The sequence below is a fragment of the Mycolicibacterium chlorophenolicum genome, assembly GCF_001044235.1.
GTDB classification, from domain to species: domain Bacteria; phylum Actinomycetota; class Actinomycetes; order Mycobacteriales; family Mycobacteriaceae; genus Mycobacterium; species Mycobacterium chlorophenolicum.
The window spans coordinates 158130-174846 of record NZ_JYNL01000069.1 but is presented as its reverse complement, the minus strand read 5'-3'; the positions used below and the strand labels follow the sequence as shown (position 1 = coordinate 174846).

17 protein-coding genes are annotated in these 16717 nt (G+C 70.7%); 10 read left to right on the top strand and 7 right to left on the bottom strand.

The annotated features are described in order from the left end of the window. Nucleotides 1–6: 6 nt before the first annotated feature. Nucleotides 7–1587, bottom strand: coding sequence for a PucR family transcriptional regulator (locus MCHLDSM_RS30575; RefSeq protein WP_048473543.1), 1581 nt, complete (start codon nt 1585–1587; stop codon nt 7–9). A gap of 95 nt (nt 1588–1682) precedes the next feature. Between MCHLDSM_RS30575 and pruA the strand changes: the two genes are divergently transcribed. Further along, nucleotides 1683–3311 carry an L-glutamate gamma-semialdehyde dehydrogenase gene (gene pruA, locus MCHLDSM_RS30570; RefSeq protein ID WP_048473542.1) on the top strand — a complete coding sequence of 543 codons (1629 nt, stop codon included), beginning with the start codon at nt 1683–1685 and terminating at the stop codon, nt 3309–3311. Between the two features lie 3 nt (nt 3312–3314). Continuing rightward, the gene (locus MCHLDSM_RS30565; RefSeq protein WP_048473541.1) at nt 3315–4289 is read left to right on the top strand and encodes a proline dehydrogenase family protein; all 975 of its coding nucleotides are present in this window, start codon (nt 3315–3317) and stop codon (nt 4287–4289) included. Here the strand turns inward: MCHLDSM_RS30565 and MCHLDSM_RS30560 are convergent. Together MCHLDSM_RS30560 and MCHLDSM_RS30555 are read right to left on the bottom strand one after the other, a co-directional pair. Continuing rightward, nucleotides 4277–4771, bottom strand: a complete 495-nt coding sequence (locus tag MCHLDSM_RS30560) for an Rv2253 family sensor-like surface protein (protein ID WP_048473540.1) — start codon at nt 4769–4771, stop codon at nt 4277–4279. The two genes, MCHLDSM_RS30565 and MCHLDSM_RS30560, sit on opposite strands and share 13 nt — an antisense overlap. 120 nt (nt 4772–4891) lie before the next feature. After that, entirely contained in the window at nt 4892–5428 is a 537-nt protein-coding gene (locus MCHLDSM_RS30555; protein WP_048473539.1) for an NUDIX domain-containing protein, read from the bottom strand. Between the two features lie 35 nt (nt 5429–5463). On the opposite strand from MCHLDSM_RS30555, the gene MCHLDSM_RS30550 reads away from it, so the two are divergent. The 3 genes from MCHLDSM_RS30550 to MCHLDSM_RS30540 are packed head-to-tail and all read left to right on the top strand — an operon-like array spanning nt 5464 to nt 7828. Further along, nucleotides 5464–6879 (top strand): acyl-CoA synthetase, encoded by a 1416-nt coding sequence (locus MCHLDSM_RS30550; protein ID WP_048473538.1) that lies wholly within the window; start codon nt 5464–5466, stop codon nt 6877–6879. Then, a complete protein-coding gene (locus MCHLDSM_RS30545; protein WP_048473537.1) occupies nt 6870–7220 on the top strand; it encodes a VOC family protein in 351 nt (116 codons plus the stop codon). Before MCHLDSM_RS30550 ends, MCHLDSM_RS30545 begins: the two co-directional genes overlap by 10 nt. After that, complete coding sequence (locus MCHLDSM_RS30540) at nt 7217–7828, top strand: M15 family metallopeptidase (protein ID WP_048473536.1); 612 nt, start codon at nt 7217–7219, stop codon at nt 7826–7828. The genes MCHLDSM_RS30545 and MCHLDSM_RS30540 overlap by 4 nt, the downstream gene beginning before the upstream one ends. Before the next feature lies 1 nt (nt 7829). Here the strand turns inward: MCHLDSM_RS30540 and MCHLDSM_RS30535 are convergent, their stop codons facing one another. Next, nucleotides 7830–9002 carry an MFS transporter gene (locus tag MCHLDSM_RS30535; RefSeq protein ID WP_048474098.1) on the bottom strand — a complete coding sequence of 391 codons (1173 nt, stop codon included), beginning with the start codon at nt 9000–9002 and terminating at the stop codon, nt 7830–7832. Nucleotides 9003–9060: 58 nt separating this feature from the next. Here MCHLDSM_RS30535 and MCHLDSM_RS30530 point away from each other — a divergent pair, with 58 nt between their 5' ends. Further along, nucleotides 9061–10239 (top strand): ROK family transcriptional regulator, encoded by a 1179-nt coding sequence (locus MCHLDSM_RS30530; protein WP_048473535.1) that lies wholly within the window; start codon nt 9061–9063, stop codon nt 10237–10239. 8 nt (nt 10240–10247) lie between these two features. On the opposite strand, the gene dapD is transcribed toward MCHLDSM_RS30530, so the two are convergent. Further along, complete coding sequence (dapD, locus tag MCHLDSM_RS30525) at nt 10248–11195, bottom strand: 2,3,4,5-tetrahydropyridine-2,6-dicarboxylate N-succinyltransferase (protein WP_048473534.1); 948 nt, start codon at nt 11193–11195, stop codon at nt 10248–10250. Nucleotides 11196–11274: 79 nt separating this feature from the next. Between dapD and MCHLDSM_RS30520 the strand changes: the two genes are divergently transcribed. The 3 genes from MCHLDSM_RS30520 (at nt 11275) to MCHLDSM_RS30510 (ending at nt 14846) form a co-directional block, all read left to right on the top strand. Then, nucleotides 11275–12180 carry a LysR family transcriptional regulator gene (locus tag MCHLDSM_RS30520; protein ID WP_048473533.1) on the top strand — a complete coding sequence of 302 codons (906 nt, stop codon included), beginning with the start codon at nt 11275–11277 and terminating at the stop codon, nt 12178–12180. A 105-nt stretch (nt 12181–12285) separates the two neighbouring features. After that, nucleotides 12286–13794 (top strand): APC family permease, encoded by a 1509-nt coding sequence (locus tag MCHLDSM_RS30515; protein ID WP_048473532.1) that lies wholly within the window; start codon nt 12286–12288, stop codon nt 13792–13794. A gap of 35 nt (nt 13795–13829) precedes the next feature. Further along, nucleotides 13830–14846, top strand: a complete 1017-nt coding sequence (locus tag MCHLDSM_RS30510; RefSeq protein ID WP_053083134.1) for an aminotransferase class IV — start codon at nt 13830–13832, stop codon at nt 14844–14846. A 4-nt stretch (nt 14847–14850) separates the two neighbouring features. Here the strand turns inward: MCHLDSM_RS30510 and MCHLDSM_RS30505 are convergent, their stop codons facing one another. Next, nucleotides 14851–15174: a DUF202 domain-containing protein gene (locus MCHLDSM_RS30505; RefSeq protein ID WP_048473531.1), complete on the bottom strand. Its 324-nt coding sequence runs from the start codon at nt 15172–15174 to the stop codon at nt 14851–14853. 1 nt (nt 15175) lies between these two features. Next, complete coding sequence (locus tag MCHLDSM_RS30500) at nt 15176–15529, bottom strand: YidH family protein (RefSeq protein ID WP_048473530.1); 354 nt, start codon at nt 15527–15529, stop codon at nt 15176–15178. Between the two features lie 73 nt (nt 15530–15602). On the opposite strand from MCHLDSM_RS30500, the gene dapE reads away from it, so the two are divergent. Next, entirely contained in the window at nt 15603–16667 is a 1065-nt protein-coding gene (dapE, locus tag MCHLDSM_RS30495) for a succinyl-diaminopimelate desuccinylase (protein WP_048473529.1), read from the top strand. The last annotated feature ends 50 nt before the right edge of the window (nt 16668–16717 follow it).

The following is a 16717-nucleotide window of genomic DNA, read 5'->3' as shown; positions in this document are numbered from 1 at the left end:
GTCAGATCAGGAGGGTTCGGTGGCGCGCAGCGCCAACGCGAGCACCAGCCGGTCGTCGGGGTCGTCGAGCGAGGTCGCCAGTAGCTTCTCCACCCGCCGGATGCGGTAGCGCACGGTGTTGGGATGCACGTGCAGGCGCTGGGCGATCGCCCCGATGTCACCGAAGCCGTCGAGGAAGGCGTGCAGCGTGGTCGCCAGCATCGGCTCCTGCTCGCGCAACGCCCGCACCCGCGGATCGACGAGCCGCGGCTGCGCCGCCACCTGCGAGACGATCTCGTCGAGCAGCACCGTCGTGCGTGCCTCGTCGACCGTCGTGACCTGACCGATCGCGCCGGGATGGCGCTGTGCGCTGTCGAACACCCGATCCACCTCGGCCCGCGCCGCCGCCGCGGCGGCCACCCCCGCCAGCGGGCAGGCCGTCACCGCCCGCACCTCGAGGTCGAGCTCGCGGCGCAGCGCGGCGACCAGGCCGCGGGCCCACGACGTCACCGACGCGGCGCCGGTGACCTTCGGCAGCACCACGAACACCCGGTCGCCGGCGCTGACCACCTGTGCGTCGGCGCGAAAAGCAGTCGCGCTCAACGCGATCACATCGGCGGGCACCGAACGGTCCAGGCCGCGGAACCCGACCACTGCCGCGCGCGCGTCGGCGGGGATACCCAGATCGCGGGCCAGTGCCGCCACGTCGTCGGCGTCCGTGCCGGCGAGGCCCAGCAGCTGCTGCACGCGCGCGGTGTGCTGCGACGGCGCCGCCGCCAGCCGCGCCATGATGCGCGCCGCCAGCACGGCCCCGCCCCGCAGGATCTCCTCGACGTCGTCGGCCAGCGGCGCCGACCCCTGCTGCAGCCAGATCGTCCCGGCGAACCCCGGCCGCTCCCGGTCCTCGGACGGAAGATGCACGCCGACCGCCAGCCGCGGCCGCAGCCCCAGTTCCGGCCGCTCGGCGACCCGCACCACCTCCGAGCCGGCGCGCAGCGCATCGAAGATGCCCCACTGGCCGATCCACTCCAGATGCTCGGGCGGACCGGAGCGGCCCAGGATCGTCAGCCGGCGCAGCTCGTCGGCCTCCCCGCTGGACGCCGAGTACGCGAGCATCCGGCTGTCGGCGTCCTCGATGCACACCATGCCGCGGGTGCGGTCGGCGATCGACTGGGCCAGCCCGAACAGGTCGGTGCCCGAATCATGCTGCGGGTCAGCGCGATCACCGTGGTGCTCGAAGGCGTGGTTGACGAGGCGGTACAGGTGTTCCCAGCGGGCCTGCGGTTCGACGGCGACCACCGCGGCGCCCAGTGCGGCCGCACGGCTCACCGCAGCGGCGGTGGGTTCCTTGACGAAGATCGCCGCGGGTCGGCCGGTATGCCGTTCCAGCCATCCGACCGCTTCCACGTCGGAGACCCCGAGCAGGAAGAACACGTCGGCCGGCCCCGGGCCGACGGCCAATCCCAGACGCACGTCGTCGGCGTCGACGAGCGCCACCGAGCTGACCGGCATGTCCAGCCCGCGCGGCGCCTCGACGAGCGTCACCATCGTGCGGTCCAGCGCCAGCAGGAGCTGACCCAGGCCGAGGCCCGTCGATGTCGCCGCCATGGCGCCTCCCTCTTGTGTGATCCAACCAACAATTCTGCCAGGCGTTGTCCGATCGGCCATCGGATACCGCGGCCGAAGTGGGCATGCTTGGGCACATGGATGCGATCACCGACGTACCGCTGCCCGCCAACGAGCCCGTCGGGGACTTCGCCCCCGGCTCCCCGGAACGCGCCAGGCTGCTCGACGCACTGACCCGGCTCGCCGCCGAGCCGATCGACCTGCCGCACGTCATCGGCGGGCGGCACCGCATGGGTGCCGGCGACCGGATCGACGTCGTGCAGCCGCACCGGCACGCCGCGCGGCTGGGCACACTGACCAACGCCGACCACGCCGACGCCACCGCCGCCGTCGAGGCCGCGCTCGCCGCCAAGGCCGACTGGGAGGCCACCCCGTTCGACGAGCGCGCCGCGGTGTTCCTGCGTGCGGCCGACCTGCTCGCCGGACCGTGGCGGGAGAAGATCGCCGCCGCCACGATGCTCGGCCAGTCCAAGTCCGCCTACCAGGCCGAGATCGACGCGCCGTGCGAGCTCGTCGACTTCTGGCGATTCAACGTCGCGTTCGCCCGGCAGATCCTGGCCGAGCAACCCGTCAGCGGACACGGGGTGTGGAACCGCACCGATCACCGCCCGCTCGAGGGCTTCGTCTACGCGATCACCCCGTTCAACTTCACCGCGATCGCCGGCAACCTGCCCACCGCCCCCGCTCTGATGGGTAACACCGTGGTGTGGAAGCCGTCGCCCACGCAGACGTTCGCGGCGTACCTGACCATGCAGCTGCTCGAGGCGGCCGGTCTGCCGCCGGGTGTCATCAACCTGGTCGCTGGTGACGGCAAGGCGGTGTCCGACGTCGCGCTGGCCGACCCGCGGCTGGCGGGCATCCACTTCACCGGGTCCACCGCGACGTTCCAGCACCTGTGGCGCGAGGTCGGCACCCACATCGACCGCTACGACACCTACCCGCGGCTGGTCGGGGAGACCGGCGGCAAGGACTTCGTCGTCGCCCACTCGTCAGCGCGGCCGGATGTGTTGCGCACCGCCCTGATTCGCGGTGCGTTCGACTACCAGGGGCAGAAGTGCTCGGCCGCATCGCGGGCGTATGTTCCGCGCTCGGTGTGGCAGCAGATGGGCGACGACTTCCTCGGCGCCACCGAGGCGCTGCGCTACGGCGACGTCACCGACCTGACGAACTTCGGCGGCGCGCTGATCGACGAGCGGGCGTTCGCCAAGAACGTGGCCGCGATCGAGCGGGCCAAGGGCGCGGCGGGTGTCACGGTGGCCGCCGGCGGCGAATACGACGACAGCGAAGGCTATTTCGTTCGCCCCACCGTGCTGCTGTCCGACGACCCGACCGACGAGGCGTTCTCCACCGAGTACTTCGGGCCGCTGCTGGCCGTGCACGTCTACCCCGACGAGGACTACGACCGCATCCTCGACGTCGTCGACGGCGGGGCGCGATACGCGCTGACCGGCGCGGTGATCGCCGACGACCGCGCCGCGGTGCTCACCGCGCAGCAGCGACTCCGGCACGCGGCGGGCAACTTCTACGTCAACGACAAGCCGACCGGCGCCGTCGTGGGCCAGCAGCCTTTCGGTGGCTCACGGGCCTCGGGCACCAACGACAAGGCCGGCTCGGCGTTGAACCTGACGCGGTGGACGTCGGCCCGCTCCATCAAGGAGACCTTCGTACCCCCCACCCACCACACCTATCCCCACATGGAGGGCTGAGCCATGGGCGTGTTCGGACAGTTCGCGCGACCGGTCATCCTGGCCGCCGCCAAGCAGGACGGGCTGCGCCGCGCCGCCGAACGGGTCCCGCTGACCCGGCGGGTGGTGCACCGCTTCGTTCCGGGCGAGGGGCTCGACGACGTGATGACGGCGATTGTGGCGCTGCGGGATTCGTCGCGGCTGGTGTCGATCGACTACCTCGGTGAGGACGTCACCGACGCCGACGCCGCCGACGCGACGGTGCAGGCCTACCTGGGCCTGCTCGACGCGCTCGCCGGCCGGTCGGAGGCGGCGGAGCCGCGGGTGCGTCCGCTCGAGGTGTCACTGAAGCTCTCCGCGCTGGGGCAGGCGTTGCCGCACGACGGCGAGAAGATCGCCCTGGAGAACGCGCGCACCATCTGCGAAGCCGCGCACCGCGCCGGGGTGTGGGTGACCGTGGACGCAGAGGACCACACCACGACGGATTCGACGCTGTCGATCGTGCGGGATCTGCGGGTCGACTTCGACTGGGTGGGCACCGTGCTGCAGGCCTATCTGAAGCGGACCAAGGCCGACTGCTCGGAGTTCGCGGCCTCGGGGGCCCGAATCCGGTTGTGCAAGGGCGCTTATGACGAGCCGGCGTCGGTGGCCTACCGCGACACCGACCAGATCACCGACTCCTACCTGGGGTGCCTGCGCATCCTGATGGCCGGCCGCGGCTACCCGATGGTGGCCTCGCACGATCCGGAGATCATCGCCGCGGTGGCGCCGATGGTCCGCGAGAATCAGCGCAGCACCGACGATTTCGAGTACCAGATGCTCTACGGAATCCGCGACGGCGAGCAGCGCCGGCTGGCCGACGAGGGCAACCACGTACGGGTCTACGTGCCGTTCGGCTCGCAGTGGTACGGCTACTTCGTGCGCAGGCTCGCCGAGCGTCCGGCCAACCTGACGTTCTTCCTGCGGGCGTTGACCGAGCGGCGCGCTCAGGCCGGGTAGGCGGCGACGGGCATCACCACGGTGCCCTTGCAGATGCCGTCGAGGATCTCGGTGCGCCAACTGCCGTACATCGAGCCGTCCAGCGTCGGCGCGTAGAACACCAGTGAGCGCGCCGGAACGTACTCGCGGGGCACGTCGTCGCCGCGGAAACACTCCCACTGCCAGTTGTAGTTGAACACCCACTGCTTGCCGTCCCACGTGTACCGGCTCGGCTGGGGGATCGTCGGATTGCTCGGCGCCGGACCGTCGTTCGCGGTCGCCACGCAGGTGCCCGCGCACGAGGTGCTGAAGGTGTACTGCGCGCGGAAATCCGGTTCGGGCTGGCGGGCCGCGATGCTGGTGCCCAGCTTGTTCGACGCGAAGGTGATCACCGTGTAGCGCCCACTCCAGTCCGGCGGCGCCGCCGTGGCGGTGGCGCCGGGGCAGACACAGGCCGCCGCGACGAGCGTCGCCGCCGCCAGTGCACTCCGTCGGGCAGACATGGTCCCTCGCAATGGTTCTCCAGTGACCTCTGCAACGTATCCGCCCGCGCCGCCGCGGTGCCCCACCGACACGACACCCACGGGCACGGTTGCGTCACGGGTTGGTCTCGTCGGCGCGCGTCAGTGTCCCGCGAGCAGCAGCAGCGTCCAGGCGGCCATCGACTGCGCGTCGGTGATCACGCCGTCGCGCATCATCTGTTCGATCTCGGCGCGCTCGAACCACGCGCTGCGCATGTCCTGCTCTTCGTGTTCGCGGTCGTGCGGCCCCTCGATGATCCCGGTGGCCAGGAACACCCGACCTCGTTGGCTGCTCATCCCGGGCGCGACGTCGAGCATGCCGAGTTCGACCAGCGATGCGGCGGTCAGCCCGGTCTCCTCGCGCAGTTCGCGGGCCGCCAGGGCGGCCGGCTCGAGATCGGCGCGGTCGGGCGCGGTGCCCTGCGGAAACTCCCAGCGCCGCAACCCCAGCGGATAGCGGAACTGCTCCACCAGATGGAAGCGGTCCCCGTCACGGGGGATCACCAGCGCGTACGTCGGCTTGTCGACCACCGCGTAGATGCCGCTGCTGCCGTCGGGCCTGCGGATGTCGTCCTCACGGATCGTCAACCAGTTGTTCTGGTACACCTGGCGGGAGGCGAGCGCCCGGATCGAATCCATCGCATCAGTATGACCGGCGGGTAGCCTCAGTTCTCGTGCTGCTGGCCTCCCTGAACCCCGCGGCCGTCGCCGCGGGCGCCGACATCGACGACGCCGTGCGCATCGACGGCGTGACGCTCAGTCGCAGCGATCTGGTGGGCGCGGCCACCTCGGTCGCCGAACGGGTGGGCGGCGCCGCCACGGTCGCCGTGCTGGCCCGCCCGACACCGGCCACGGTGCTGGCCGTCGTCGGCTGCCTGATCGCCGGGGTGCCCGTCGTCCCCGTGCCCGCCGACGTGGGCGCCGCCGAGCGCCGGCACATCCTCACCGACTCTGGCGCCCAGGCGTGGCTGGGCGAACGACCCGACGACACCGACGGCCTGCCGCACATTCCGGTGCGGCTGCACGCCCGGTCCTGGCACCGCTACGCCGAACCGCCACCGGACGCCACCGCACTGATCGTCTACACCTCCGGCACCACCGGCCTGCCCAAGGGCGTGCTGCTCAGCCGCCGGGCGATCGCCGCCGACCTCGACATGCTCGCCGCGGCCTGGCAGTGGACGGCCGAGGACACCCTCGTCCATGGGCTACCGCTGTACCACGTGCACGGCCTGGTGTTGGGCCTGCTCGGATCGCTGCGCATCGGCAACCGCTTCGTCTACACCGGCAAGCCCACACCGGAGAACTACGCCCAGGCAGTCTCCGAAGGCGGGTCACTGGTGTTCGGCGTGCCCACCGTCTGGTCGCGGATCGTCGCCGACGGCGACGCCGCCCGCGCGCTGGCGCCGGCCCGGCTGTTGGTCTCCGGCAGTGCGCCGCTGCCCGTGCCGGTGTTCGACGGGCTGGCCGCGCTCAGCGGGCACCAACCGGTGGAACGGTACGGCAGTACCGAAGCGCTGATCACGTTGAGCACCCTGGCCGCCGGGGAGCGCCGTCCCGGCTGGGTCGGGCTGCCGCTCGAGGGGGTCACCACCCGGCTGGTCGCCGAGGACGGCACCGCCGTGCCGCACGACGGCGAGAGCATCGGGGCGCTGCACCTGCAGAGCCCGACGTTGTTCGACGGCTATCTGAATCGCCCCGACGCCACCGCCGAGGTGCTGGACGCCGACGGCTGGTACCACACCGGCGATGTCGCGGTGATCGACGCGGGCGGGATGCACCGCATCGTGGGCCGCGCGTCGGTGGATCTGATCAAGAGTGGCGGCTTCCGGATCGGTGCGGGCGAGATCGAGACCGTGCTCCTCGGCCACGCCGGGGTGGCCGAGGCCGCGGTCATCGGGGCGCCCGACGCCGATCTCGGGCAACGGATCGTCGCGTTCGTGGTCGGCGATGCCGCCCCCGATGAGTTGATCGATCATGTCGCACAGCAGCTTTCGGTGCACAAGCGGCCGCGTGAGGTTCGCGTCGTGGACGCCCTGCCACGCAACGCGATGGGGAAGGTCTTGAAGAAGGAACTGCTGCAATGGGTCTGAGGTTCTCCGAGGTGTGCATCGACGCTCACGACACGCAGGCGCTGGCGGCCTGGTGGGCGCAGGTGCTGGGCTGGCCGGCCGAGGACACCGACGACGGCGACGTCGCGCTGCGGGCCCCGGCGGGCGCCGGCCCCGACTGGCTTTTCCTCGCCGTGCCGGACGAGAAGGTGGTGAAGAACCGGATCCACTTCGACTTCACCCCCGACGACCAGGACGCCGAGGTCGCCCGCATGCTCGAGCTCGGAGCGCGCCGGGTCGACATCGGCCAGGGTGACGAGAGCTGGGTGGTGCTCGCCGACCCCGAGGGCAATGAGTTCTGCATCCTGGTGGGCGACGAGTGAGCTGTGTGCGCGCGCTCGCGGCGATCGGCGCAGCGCTGGCGGTCACGCTGACCGCGTGCGGCCAGTCGCCTCAGGTGATGCTCGTGCAGACCAGCATCGTGCTGCCCCCGCCACCGCCCGAGCCGGCAACGCCGCCCGGTGACCAGCTCGCGATCGGTCCGGCCGCCGTCGACACCACCGGCGGCTGGCTGCCCGACGGCACCACACTCTCACCGTTCGATGTCACGAATCCGATTCTCTCGCAGATCGATCCGGCACTGTTGACCGCTGTGCAGAACGCCGCGCGGGCTGCCGAGGCTTCGGGTATCGAGCTGCGCGTCACCTCGGGCTGGCGCTCGAAAGGCTTCCAGCAGAGGCTGTTCGACGACGCGGTGGGGACCTACGGCAGCGTCGCGGCGGCCGCGCAGTTCGTCGCGACCCCCGAGGTGTCCAGGCACGTCACCGGTCAGGCCATCGACATCGGACCGCCCGAGGCGGATCAGTGGCTGATCGCCAACGGCAGGCAGTTCGGGCTGTGCCAGATCTACGCCAACGAGATCTGGCACTTCGAGCTCGCCGCCGACGCGCAGGGCAACTGTCCGCCGCTGCGGCCCAACGCCGCGGGCTGATCTACGGCTGAGCCGGAAAGGCATTGCGGGACAATGCGACGACGGCGGTACCCACGCCGATCAGCGCGATCGCGACCCAGGGCAGCATGCCCAGGCCGGCGGTCTCGAGTAGCGCGGCGCCGATCGCCGATCCACCGGCGATTCCCACGTTCGACGTGGCGTTGACCCAGGCACCCGCGCGTTCGGGGGACACCGCGTGGGTGCGTACTGCGCACGCCTGATACAGCGACGGCACCCCGCCGAACGCGCCGCACCAGATCGCCGTCGCGGCCAGCACGCCGGCCATCACCGGCCACGCGACACCCAGCGCGGCCACCGCGATCATCGTGGCGCAGAGGATGATCAGCGTGGTTCGACGCGGATTGCGATCCAGGCCGCGGCCGGCGTACCACAGTCCGACCAGCCCGCAGGCGCCGCAGCCGAGCAGGATCGGGCCGATGAACGCCGCATCCACGCCGCTGCCGATGAGCAGCAGGCTGATGAAGGTGTAGGCGGTGAAATGGCCGACGAACACGAGCATGTTGGACGCCGACACGGCCACCAGTCGGCCGCGACGGCCCGGCTCGCGCGCTCCGGTTTCGCTGGTGTTGGCCACGGCCGGCAGCACGGCACCGATCCACGCGAGGGTGCCGACGGCCGCGACGGCGAGCACCACGAACGGCGTGCGCCAACCGGTCGCCGCGCCGAGCGACGTCAGTAGCGGCACGCCCAGCACCAGGCCGGCCGAGACGCCGCATCCCGCGATCGCGAGCGCCCGGCCGACGAGGGCCCGCGACACCAGCCGTGGCGTGTACCCGATCAGCAGCGAGAAGAACAGGGCGTGGGTGAGACCGCCGACGGTCCGGCCCGCCGCGACGACCGCGAACGACGGCGCCAGGGCGACCGCGGCATTGCTCACCGCGTACCCCGCCACGGTGGCCATCAGCAGCGGCTTGCGGGCGAACCGCGAGGTGACCATCGTCAGCGGCACCGCGAACACGGCCACCATCACCGCGTACAGCCCGACGAGCAGGCCGGTCGTGGCATCCGACACCCCGAACGCCGCGCCGAGGTCGGGCAGCAGACCCACCGGGAGCATCTCCGTGGTCACCGCCAGGCACGAGGCCAGCGCCAGCGAGAGCAGGGCGGGCAGGGCGTCGCGGAGTCCGCGCGTCGCGGCCTGATCGATGGTCACACTCACGCGGTGTGAATATACTCAACGGCCGAGTTTAAACCAAAGGATTATGTGCGCCATGGCCTCTTCGCAGTCGGGACGGCTCCGCTGGCACAGTGCCGCCGAGCTTCTCGGGGTCGTGCGCGCCGAGCCGGGCGTCACCCGGGCCGCGGCGGCCGCGCACCTCGGGATGGGCAGCGGCGGGGCCAGTGAACTGATCTCCCGGATGCGCGCTGCCCGGCTGCTCGACGAGGCGCCCGCTCCGGCCCGGGGCCGGGGCCGGCCGACGACAGTGCTCGGCGCCCACGACCAGGGACCGCTCGTGCTGGCGGCGGAGTTGCGGGCCGCGGACTGGCGGCTGGCGCTCGCCGGCCTCGACGGCAGACCCGACGTGGTGGCCCGACACGACTATCCTGGCGACCTCGACGACGCGCTCGGCCGGCTGGCCGGCGCGATCGGCACCGTCTACCGCCGCCATGCCAACCGGCTCACGGCCGTCTCGGTGTCGGTGGCGGGAACGGTCAGCGATGCCCGGCTGGTGCAGTTCACCTCGCGCGGGCGCCGCGATGTCGACCTGTCGGTGCTGACCGCGAAGATTCCTCGCCGCGCCGACATTCCCGTCCTGGTCGGCAATGACGCCACGCTGGCCGGGCTCGCCGAGGCCCGCACCGGGGCCGCGCGCGCCGCGACGACCGCGCTCCACCTGATGGTCGCCAAAGGGGTCGGTGGGGTGCTGGTGGTGCACGGCGAGCCGGTGTCCGGGGCGCACGGCGCAGCGGGGGAGTACGGCCACATCCCGTTCGGTGATCCGGCGTTGATCTGCCCCTGCGGTGCCCGCGGCTGCTGGGACCTCACCGTGGACGGCCGCGCGATGGCGCGTCACCTCGGCGTCGACGAGCCCGCCGACCCTGTCGACTATCTGCGCGGGCTGCTCGGCCGTCGGGATGTCAAGACGCGCAGAGCTTTTCGGAAGGTCGCGGCCTCGCTCGGCCGGGGCGCCGGGGCGCTGGTGAACCTGCACGATCCGCAGGTGGTGACGCTCGGGGGTGCGGCGGCGCTGCTGCGGGCCTGTGCCGCCGAGGAATTCGAGGCCGCCTACCGCGATGCCCTGATGGCGTTCCGCAAGGAATCGCCGCCGCCGGTGCTCGACGCGCAGCACGGCGAGGACGGACCCTTGCACGGTGCGGTGATCCGGGCGCTCGACCATGTCACGACGCCCGACGCGCTGGCCGCATGGGCGGCGCGCCACCGTGCATGACGGGCTGTTCAGTTGGCGTGCAGGGCCTCGTTCAGCGTGATACCGGTGCCGTCGCGCTTGACCACCTCGACCGCCCCGGTCAGCGAATTGCGGCGGAACAGCAGGTTGTTGGCGCCGGAGAGTTCGCGGGCCTTCACGCTCTGCCCGTCGCCGGTGACCACCTTCGTGCCGGCGGTGACGTACAGGCCGGCCTCGATCACGCAGTCGTCGCCCAACGAGATCCCCAGGCCCGCGTTGGCGCCCAGCAGGCACCGCTTGCCGACGGAGATCACTTCCGTGCCGCCGCCGGACAGGGTGCCCATGATCGACGCGCCGCCCCCGACATCGGAGCCGTCGTCGACGACGACACCGGCCGAGATGCGCCCCTCGACCATCGAGCTGCCCAGCGTGCCCGCGTTGTAGTTCACGAAGCCCTCGTGCATCACCGTGGTGCCGGCGGCCAGGTGCGCGCCGAGCCGGACCCGGTCGGCGTCGGCGATGCGCACCCCCGAGGGCAGGACGTAGTCGACCATTCGGGGGAACTTGTCGACGCCGTAGACGGTGACCTGGCCGCGCCGGCGCAACCGCGCCCGCACGGTCTCGAAACCCTCGATCGCACAGGGCCCGTAGTTGGTCCACGCCACGTTCGTCAGCACGCCGAAGAAGCCGTCGGCGTTCAGCCCGTGCGGCGCCACCAGCCGGTGTGACAGCAGATGCAGCCGCAGGTACGCGTCATAGGCGTCGACGGCCTTGTCCTTCAGCGACGCGATCACCGTGCGCACCACGACCGTCTCGACGTCGCGGTCCTCGTCGCGGCCGGCGAGCTCCGCGAGCTCGGCGGGCACCTCGACGACCGACAGCCGCACCGTGCCGGGGGACTCCCCGTCGCCGCCCAGTTCGGGAGCCGGGAACCACGTGTCGAGAACCGATCCGTCGCCGGCGATCGTCGCCAGGCCGACACCTGATGCAGAAGTCACGGTGTCTCAGGCTACCGGTGCGCCTAGCATCGCTTCACGGTGTCCCGACCAGCTCAGGAGGCGAACCACGAGCACCGACGTGACGTTGCGCCAACTGCGCTACTTCGCCGTCCTCGGCCAGGAGCTCAACTACCGGCGCGCCGCCGAGAAGCTGTTCATCACCCAGCCCGCGCTGTCCACCGCGATCAAACAACTCGAGCACCACTTCGGTGTCGTGCTGTTCCGGCGCAACACCCGCGAGGTCGCGCTCACCGACCTCGGCGCCGCCTGGCTGCCGCAGGTGCAGCAGGCCCTGTCCGGGGTGGACGCGGTGGTCGACAACCTGGTCACGCTGTCGGGCACCCGGCTGGGGGTGCTGCGCGTCGGCTACCTCATCGGCACCGGCGCCGACCTGCTGTTCCGGCTGGTGCGACACTTCGAGGCGGCCTACCCCGACGTCACCGTGGAACCGATCGAGTTCGACTTCGCCGACCCGACGGCGGGCCTGGCCGACGGCACCACCGAGGTCGCGATCATCCGGCCGCCGGTCGACCTGCCCGAGCACCGCATGCTGATCCTGGACTCCGAGTCGTGGGTGGCCTGCCTGCCCCGGGATCACCGGCTCGCGGGGCGCCCCGAGGTCTCGATCGTCGAGCTGCTCGACGATCCGATCGTGTGCGCGCCGCTGACGGCGGGCACCTGGCGCGACTACTGGCTGGCGATGGACGTGCGCGGCAACCGGCCGCCGACCATCGCCGCGGTGGCGGCCACCTACGAGGCCGAGACCACCGCGATCGCCCGCGGGCTCGGCATCAGCTTCACCACCTCGTCGGTCGCCCGGTTCTACGACCGGCCCGGCATCGCGTACGTCCCGATCAGCGACCGGCCGCCCAGCCACACCGCGCTGGCCTGGAACCCCGGCAATCTGACCCCGCAGGCCGATGCCCTGGTCCGGCTCGTGCAGGAGCAGTGGAGCGGCGGCGAGCCGTCGCCTGAGCGGCAGTGATAAACGCAGGTTATGACTAGATCAAAACATCGAACTTCCGGTGTCGGCGAGATGGCGGTTGTCTGTCTGCAGGTGTTCATCCCCACGGCTTGACCTGGAGCGACCATGACCGACGCAGTGATCCGACCCACTCATTCAGAATCGACCGCCCCGGCGCCGAACGCCGAGGACGCGGTCCTGGCCGAACTGGGCTACACCCAGAAGCTGGACCGTTCGGTCGGCACGCTGGCCTCGTTCGCGATCGGATTCGCGACGATCAGCGCCACCACCGCAGTGTTCACCGGCTTCGGCGCCGGTTACTTCACCGCCGGCGCACCGTTCGTGTGGACGCTGCTGCTGGCCGGCGCGGTGTTCGCCCTGTGGACGTTCATCGCCGCCGATCTGACGGCCAAGCTTCCCCTCGCCGGCTACTCCTATCAGTGGATCAGCCGGATCAACGGCCCCAATCTGGCATGGTTCACCGGCGTCATCGCGCTGTTGGGCTGGGTCTGCGGCATGACAGGCGTCGGTTTCATCCTGTCCGGCTACCTGGGCGGGCTGTTCGGCTGGAGCATGAGCCAGAGCGCGCAGATCCTGCTCGCCATCGCGGTGGTGTTCGTCTGTGTGCTCATCAACATCTACGGCGTGCGGTTCGCGACGATGGTCAACAACATCGGCGTCAGCCTCGAACTGGTCATCACCGTCGGCGCCACCGCACTGATCGCGATCATCGCGTTCTCCTCACCGGAGAACCACCAGCCGATCTCGACCCTGTTCACCGGCGGGCAGTCCGGTGACAAGGACTCCTACATGCTGGCGTGGCTCGCCGCGGCGCTAGGACCGTTCTTCGGTCTGATCGGCGTCGAATCCGGGGCCGACGTCGCCGAGGAGACGAAGAACGCCCGCCGCGTGGTGCCGAAGACCATGTTCTACGCGCTCATCACCTCGATCGTCATCGAGTTCCTGATGTACGTGGTGTACGTGCTGGCCATCAAGGATGCCGCTGCGGTCGAGGCGAATTCGGCCGCCCCGATCGAGGAGATCATCACCCAGCAGGCCGGTCCCGTCGTCACCAAGATCGTGGTGGCCGTCGCGCTGACGAACATCCTGGCGTGCCTGCTGGCCAACATCCTGGTGGCCACCCGGCTGACGTACTCGATGGCCCGCGACAACATGCTGCCGTTCTCCCACGTATGGCGCCACGTCTCACCGAAGAGCAAGGCGCCGACGTACGCGGTACTCGGATTGGGCTGCCTGTCAACGGTTCTGCTGCTCTCGGCGCTGGTCAACGAGAAGGCGTTCAACTACATCATCGGTATCGCGTCGCTGCTGTTCTTCTTCGTCTACATCCTGCAGACCATCGGCCTGATCGTCGGCTACCGACGCGGCACCATCCCGCAGGGTGAGCCCGGCACCTTCGACCTCGGCCGGTTCCGGCTTCCGCTCTACGTGACGGCGCTCGTGGTGTTCCTCGCCGTCGCGGTGGCCCTGCTCTTCCTCCCGCAGTTCACCAGCAACAAGTGGGTGTTCCTCGGCATCGTCGCCGTCGCGGCGCTGTGGTGGGCCACCGGCCTGAAATCGCGCCTGGCGCGCGGTGACGCCGGCGCGACGTACGCCAAGAACAACAATCTCTGAGCGCCACCCCTGATAACCGAAAGGCATTGTCTCCCATGACCGCTGTTGATACAGGAATGTCCAACCTCGTCGCCGTCGAGCCCGGCGCCATCCGGGAGGACACCCCGCCCGGCTCGGTGATCCAGTACAGCGACTACGAATTGGACACCTCGAGCCCGTACGCCGGCGGTGTCGCCTGGATCGAGGGCGAGTTCATCCCCGCCGAGGACGCGCGGATCTCGATCTTCGACACCGGCTTCGGGCACTCCGATCTGACCTACACCGTCGCGCACGTGTGGCACGGCAACATCTTCCGGCTCGGCGATCACCTCGACCGGCTGCTCGACGGCGCCCGCAAGCTGCGCCTGGACGCCGGGATGAGCAAGGACGAACTCGCCGAGATCACCAAGAAGTGCGTGTCGATGTCCCAGCTGCGTGAGTCGTTCGTCAACCTGACCGTCACCCGCGGCTACGGCCGCCGCAAGGGCGAGAAGGACCTGTCCAAGCTCACCCACCAGGTGTACATCTACGCGATTCCCTACCTGTGGGCGTTCCCCCCGTACGAGCAGATCTTCGGCACCACCGCCGTCGTGCCGCGGCACGTCCGGCGCGCCGGGCGCAACACCGTCGACCCGACGATCAAGAACTACCAATGGGGCGACCTCACCGCGGCCAGCTTCGAGGCCAAGGACCGCGGCGCCCGCACCGCGATCCTGCTGGACTCCGACGGCTGCGTGGCCGAGGGTCCCGGGTTCAACGTGTGCATCGTCAAGGACGGCAAGCTGGCGTCGCCGTCGCGCAACGCACTGCCCGGGATCACCCGCAAGACCGTGTTCGAGATCGCCGACGCGATGGGCATCGAGGCGACCCTGCGCGACGTCACCAGCCACGAGCTCTACGAGGCCGACGAGATCATGGCCGTCACCACCGCCGGCGGCGTCACACCGATCAACACCCTCGACGGCGAGCCGATCGGCGCCGGTGCGCCCGGTCCGATGACCGTGGCCATCCGGGACCGGTTCTGGGCGCTGATGGACGAGCCGTCGCCGCTGATCGAGGCCATCGAGTACTGACCGCTCACCGCGACAGCACGAGCGCGACCGCCACTGCGAGACCGAAGGCCGCCGTCCCGTAACCGAGAACCAGGACCTCCAGCGACGGCGCCTCGACGGTGGTCGATCCGGTCCTGATGCGGCGCGACCGTCGATACGCGAGACCGAGCACCACCAGCGCCATGAGCCCGGCCACCGCCGCCAGCACGGTCCGCCCCGCAACGGGCGGGCCGTGGTGGCGGATCAGCATGAGTGCTCCGCCGACGAGCAGGCCCAGGGAACTGCGCTCCCACGACAGCAGGGTGCGCTCGGCCGGCAGCCCGGGCTTGGCGGTCTCCGGGGTGGGCACGTCAGCCCCCCGCCGGCGGCCAGACCAGCAGGACGACGAGGACGCCGAGCGTCATGACGAAGATGCCGGTCCCGAGAAGCATCGGGATGCGGGTTCGGGGCAACTCGGCGCCGCTGCGCATGGCCTCCTGAACGATGCGCCAGCGCCGGACGGCGACCACGGCGAGCACGCCGCCGGCCAAGGTCAGCGTCACGCTCAGGATGTGCCGCACCCCGGCGATCCCGAACGCCGGCACGAACTGCACGATCGCCACCCCGCCCGCGATCAGGGCCAGCGCAGTGCGGATCCACGCCAGGAACGTCCGCTCATTGGCGAGGGTGAACCGGTAGTCCGGCTCCTGCGGCGTCGGCGTCATTCGGCTGGGGCCTCCCTTGCCGGCGGACGCGTCCGGCGCTCTCACGCTAGCGAACCGGCTAACGTGGTGTCTCGTGCTCGACCTCCACGGTGATCCGATCGCGCTGACCGCGGCGCTGGTGGACATCCCCAGTGAATCCCGCCACGAGCAGCGCATCGCCGACGAGATCGAGACCGCGCTGCGCGAGCAGACCACCGGCTTCGAGATCGTCCGCAACGGCGACGCGGTGCTGGCCCGCACCGACTTCGGCCGTCCCTCGCGCGTCCTGCTCGCCGGCCACACCGACACCGTCCCCGCCGCCGACAACCTGCCCAGCCGCCGCGACGGCCGACTCCTCTACGGCTGCGGGACCTCGGACATGAAAGCCGGCGACGCGGTGTTCCTGCACCTGGTCGCCACCGTCGCCGAACCCGCGCACGACATCACGCTGGTGATGTACGACTGCGAGGAGATCGAGGCGTCGGCCAACGGCCTCGGCCGCATCGAGAAGGAGATGCCCGACTGGCTGACCGCCGATGTCGCCATCCTCGGGGAGCCGTCGGGCGGACTGATCGAGGCCGGCTGCCAGGGCACCCTGCGGGTGGTCATCAGCGCCACCGGGACCCGCGCGCACTCGGCTCGATCCTGGCTGGGCGACAACGCGATTCACAAACTCGGTGCCGTGCTGGCCCGGCTCGAGGCCTATCAGGCCAGAAGCGTCGACATCGACGGCTGTGTGTACCGCGAAGGCCTTTCGGCGGTGCGGATCGACGGTGGCGTCGCCGGCAACGTCATCCCCGACGCCGCCTCGGTGACGGTGAACTTCCGCTTCGCGCCCGACCGCAGCATCGAGCAGGCCTACGCGCATGTGCGCGAGGTCTTCGACGGCCTCGACGTGGCCGTCGAGCTGACCGATGCCGCGGCGGGCGCGCTGCCCGGCCTGAGCCGGCCCGCGGCGGCCGCGCTGGTCACCGCCGCCGGGGGAGAGGTCCGGGCGAAGTACGGCTGGACCGACGTGTCCCGGTTCGCGGCGCTGGGCATCCCCGCGGTCAACTACGGACCGGGTGACCCGAACACCGCGCACCGCGCCGACGAACACGTCGATGTCGATCAGATCACCGCGGTCACCGAGATGTTGCGGCGGTACTTAATCGGTTGACGGGTCCGGTTACCCTGGTCCCATGCTCTCGCGCTGACGACTCCGTCCCG

Bases quoted from the DNA above. Each gene is read 5' to 3' on its own strand.
- MCHLDSM_RS30555 (WP_048473539.1), bottom strand. From the start codon at position 5,428: ATGGATTCGATCCGGGCGCTCGCCTCCCGCCAGGTGTACCAGAACAAC.
- MCHLDSM_RS30510 (WP_053083134.1), top strand. From the start codon at position 13,830: ATGACCGCTGTTGATACAGGAATGTCCAACCTCGTCGCCGTCGAGCCC.
- MCHLDSM_RS30545 (WP_048473537.1), top strand. From the start codon at position 6,870: ATGGGTCTGAGGTTCTCCGAGGTGTGCATCGACGCTCACGACACGCAG.
- MCHLDSM_RS30515 (WP_048473532.1), top strand. From the start codon at position 12,286: ATGACCGACGCAGTGATCCGACCCACTCATTCAGAATCGACCGCCCCG.
- MCHLDSM_RS30500 (WP_048473530.1), bottom strand. From the start codon at position 15,529: ATGACGCCGACGCCGCAGGAGCCGGACTACCGGTTCACCCTCGCCAAT.
- MCHLDSM_RS30560 (WP_048473540.1), bottom strand. From the start codon at position 4,771: ATGTCTGCCCGACGGAGTGCACTGGCGGCGGCGACGCTCGTCGCGGCG.
- pruA (WP_048473542.1), top strand. From the start codon at position 1,683: ATGGATGCGATCACCGACGTACCGCTGCCCGCCAACGAGCCCGTCGGG.
- MCHLDSM_RS30565 (WP_048473541.1), top strand. From the start codon at position 3,315: ATGGGCGTGTTCGGACAGTTCGCGCGACCGGTCATCCTGGCCGCCGCC.
- MCHLDSM_RS30575 (WP_048473543.1), bottom strand. From the start codon at position 1,587: ATGGCGGCGACATCGACGGGCCTCGGCCTGGGTCAGCTCCTGCTGGCG.
- MCHLDSM_RS30530 (WP_048473535.1), top strand. From the start codon at position 9,061: ATGGCCTCTTCGCAGTCGGGACGGCTCCGCTGGCACAGTGCCGCCGAG.